Source organism: Pseudoalteromonas sp. SR45-5, from assembly GCF_014163565.1.
In the GTDB taxonomy this organism is placed as follows: domain Bacteria; phylum Pseudomonadota; class Gammaproteobacteria; order Enterobacterales; family Alteromonadaceae; genus Pseudoalteromonas; species Pseudoalteromonas distincta.
Window position 1 is genome coordinate 1 of record NZ_JACJDN010000410.1, and the last position, 3725, is coordinate 3725.

Here is a 3725-nt window from a genome sequence, read left to right on the forward strand (position 1 = left end):
TGTGCCGAATAATTACCGAAATAACTATTCTGTTGGTCACTCAGTTTTCAATTGAGACTCTAATTTGTTTGCCTCGCTACCTAAGTAGCTTAGCTGTTAGAACTCAATCTGTACGAGTGCCCACACAGATGATTGCTTTATATTGTTAAAGAACGTTGCGATTATAAAGTTGAACTTTATCTCGCTAGGGCTGCGCATATTACGCTTTCCCATTTTTTTGTCAACACTTAAATTTAAACTTTCTAAAAAGATTCAATCTAAGTTTTACTTAACACCCTGAGTTGTTCGTGCCTCGCTATGCGTTGCTGTTTCCCGTCTCAGTGGGGTCGCATTATAGGGAGATCCGAAAACAGATCAACCCTTTTTTGAAGAAAACTTGAAATAATGTGCTGTTCGCTGAGAATTTGAGCTAAACACGTTAAAAATACAACATAACCATCAAATTATTAACAACTAACGGGGTTCAAACCTATTTTATATTAGAAGTAGAGTTAAACGATCTTCATATAGAGGCTTACACCCCAGATGATCAATACGATCGTTAATGAAAGTGTTACGGCTGCAGATCCCATATCTTTGGCCCTACCTGACAATACATGTAACTCTGTACTTACTCGATCTGTTAATGCTTCAATGGCGGAGTTTAGTAATTCAACTATTAATATAATAAGCAGTGAGCTAATTAGTATTGCCCAGTGTAATAGTGATGAAGCAAGCCAAAATGAAATAGGAAATAATATAAGGCTTAATAGTAGCTCTTGCCTAAATGCTGCTTCTTCTTTAAATGCTGCTTTAAAGCCAAGGTAAGAGCAATAGGTTGCTTTGAAAACACGCTTGAGGCCTAAGCCATTCGGTTTTAATACATCTTTCATTAATAAACTCTATGAATGAAGGTCAAAATAAAGCCCCGCACTGCGAGGCTTTTTATTTATGCTACGCCGTATTGATCACGGTAAGCTTTAACTGAGGCTAAATGCTCATCCATTGTGCCTTGGCTTTCAAGGTAACTGATAAGATCAGCTAATTTTACAATTGAAATCACTTTGGTATTAAAGTCACGCTCAACTTCTTGAATAGCTGATAATTCAGCTTTACCCTTTTCTTGGCGATCTAACGCAATTAAAACACCACTAAGGTCAGCACCATTTTGTGCAATGATTTCCATCGACTCACGAATCGCAGTACCTGCAGTAATTACATCGTCAACTAGCATAATTTTGCCATTGAGTTCTGAGCCTACTAATGTGCCGCCTTCACCGTGTGCTTTTTTCTCTTTACGATTAAAACAGTAAGGTACATCTTTATCATGATGATCCGCTAATGCAACCGCTGTTGTTGTCGCTATTGGAATACCTTTGTACGCAGGACCAAATAATACATCGTACTCTATAGCAGAATCTTCGAGTGCCGATGCATAAAAGCGACCTAAACGCGCTAAGTCTCGACCAGTATTAAACAAACCAGCATTAAAAAAGTAAGGACTTGTGCGTCCAGACTTTAATGTAAACTCACCAAATTTTAACACCTGCTTCTCTAGAGCAAATTCTATAAACTCTTTTTGATAATCTTTCATATCTTTTGGCCTACCTATTTATGCTAATGCTTGCTTTTGTACATCAATAATTTCGCGAATAGAATGTTTAGCTAAAGTAAGTAACTCATCTAGCTCATCAAACGAGAAAGGTTCGCCTTCAGCTGTACCTTGAATTTCAATAATTTTACCTGTTTCGGTTAAAATTACGTTCATATCAGTCTCTGCTGCTGAATCTTCAATGTATTCTAAATCGCTAATTGCTTGGCCTTTGTAAATACCAACTGAAATAGCTGCAATCATATGTTTAAGTGGGTTTGAATTAATCATACCTTTTGCACGCATATGTGTTAGTGCATCAACAAGTGCAACACATGCACCACTTATAGAAGCAGTACGTGTACCGCCGTCAGCTTGAATAACGTCACAGTCAATGGTAATTGTGTTTTCGCCAAGTGCTTTTAAGTCAACAGCAGCACGAAGTGCACGTGCAATTAAGCGCTGAATTTCCATAGTACGACCGCCCTGCTTACCACGTGCAGCTTCTCGAGCATTACGCGTATGCGTTGCTCGCGGTAACATACCGTATTCAGCATTAATCCAACCTTTACCCTGACCTTTCATGAAACGAGGAACGCCCGATTCAACAGTAGCTGTACAAAGTACTTTGGTGTTACCAAACTCAACAAGTACTGAGCCTTCAGCATGCAAAGTATAATTACGTGTAAATGTAACAGGTCTAATTTGGTTAGGTGTTCTTTCGCTTGGACGCATTGACGATCCCCTTAATTCAGAATTTGCGACATTATAAGTGTATGTGGGTATAGATACCATGTTGATTTAAATAAATAGCTGTATGCAAAATATTCAGTGTATTAAATTTTCCCTAGAGCTTAAGCAGTGTTACGGTATAATCATCATAATATTGTATTTATAAATTTAGGAAAATATCCATGATCCACAGTATGACAGCTTATGCGCGTCGCGAAATAAAAGGCGATTGGGGTACTGGCACTTGGGAAGTTCGCTCAGTAAACCAGCGTTACCTTGAAACATTTATACGCGCACCAGAGCAATTTCGTGGCATGGAGCCAGTTATTCGTGAGCGTTTACGCAAACACTTACAACGCGGTAAAGTTGAGGTCTTTTTAAAGTTTGTGGCAAATCCAGCCCACGTTGGCGAGCTATCAATTAACCAAGCACTTGCTGAACAACTAATAAATAGCGCTAAATGGGTTCAACAACAAAGTAATGGTGATATTAACCCTGTTGATATATTACGTTGGCCTGGCGTTATGGAAGCAGAAGAGCTTGATATGGATAGCGTTAATACAGCATTAATAGCTGGTCTTGATCAAGTAATCGAAGATTTTAAATCTGCACGTGGCGATGAAGGTGCAAACCTTGAAGGAATGATAGCAATACGCCTTGATGCAATTCTAGAGCAAGTAGAAATTGTAGAAACGCATATGCCTGAGATTGCTAAATGGCAGCGTGAAAAACTTGCTCAAAAGCTAGAAGACTTAGCAGCAAACATTGACGAGTCACGCCTTGAACAAGAACTTATTTATCTTGCTCAAAAACAAGATGTAGCTGAAGAACTAGATCGCTTAAAGTCTCACGTTAAAGAAACTAAAAAAATCCTTAAAAAAGGAGGCGCATGTGGCCGCCGCTTAGATTTTATGATGCAAGAATTTAATCGTGAAGCTAACACGCTAGCGTCTAAGTCTATCAATAGTGACATCACTACTGCAGCCGTAGAGCTAAAAGTACTAATTGAACAAATGCGTGAGCAGATCCAAAACATAGAATAGCGTTTTAGCCTGTTTCAAGTTGTTTATAACTCATTAATAAGCCTATATTTTTATAGGCTTTTTGTTTTCTACCGTTCATACTAGCCCCCTATTGTACGTGTCCAAGTGGTTACCAAACTACTTGATATCACCGTAACCACTTTTAAAATCCTTGATAGCCATTTTCATACAACTCAATTAATGTAAAAGAAACCAAACAAAAAATTAAAAATGGTATAGATCCGCTTGCTGAAAGAGGTAAGGCAGGGACAGACATTATTATAACAATGAATGACCTATTTAATGACTGGTTTAAAGATAAAAGTAAAGAAGCAAAAAAACAGTTTTTACCTATTAATAAAGCCTTTAAGTTTAATTGGTAGTAACCGTCAACGGTTGGC

5 protein-coding genes are annotated in these 3725 nt (G+C 38.1%); 1 reads left to right on the forward strand and 4 read right to left on the reverse strand.

The annotated features are described in order from the left end of the window. Positions 1–491: 491 nt before the first annotated feature. The 3 genes from H5072_RS14210 to rph are packed head-to-tail and all read right to left on the reverse strand — an operon-like array spanning position 492 to position 2305. Positions 492–872: a diacylglycerol kinase gene (locus tag H5072_RS14210; protein WP_002958892.1), complete on the reverse strand. Its 381-nt coding sequence runs from the start codon at positions 870–872 to the stop codon at positions 492–494. A 56-nt stretch (positions 873–928) separates the two neighbouring features. Beyond that, entirely contained in the window at positions 929–1573 is a 645-nt protein-coding gene (gene pyrE, locus H5072_RS14215; RefSeq protein WP_002958891.1) for an orotate phosphoribosyltransferase, read from the reverse strand. Positions 1574–1591: 18 nt separating this feature from the next. Continuing rightward, positions 1592–2305 carry a ribonuclease PH gene (gene rph, locus H5072_RS14220; protein WP_002958890.1) on the reverse strand — a complete coding sequence of 238 codons (714 nt, stop codon included), beginning with the start codon at positions 2303–2305 and terminating at the stop codon, positions 1592–1594. 179 nt (positions 2306–2484) lie between these two features. On the opposite strand from rph, the gene H5072_RS14225 reads away from it, so the two are divergent. After that, positions 2485–3345: a YicC/YloC family endoribonuclease gene (locus H5072_RS14225; protein WP_154904288.1), complete on the forward strand. Its 861-nt coding sequence runs from the start codon at positions 2485–2487 to the stop codon at positions 3343–3345. A 142-nt stretch (positions 3346–3487) separates the two neighbouring features. On the opposite strand, the gene H5072_RS20905 is transcribed toward H5072_RS14225, so the two are convergent. Beyond that, positions 3488–3725 (reverse strand): hypothetical protein (locus H5072_RS20905; RefSeq protein ID WP_220488639.1); only part of this gene is annotated, 238 nt, incomplete at its 5' end.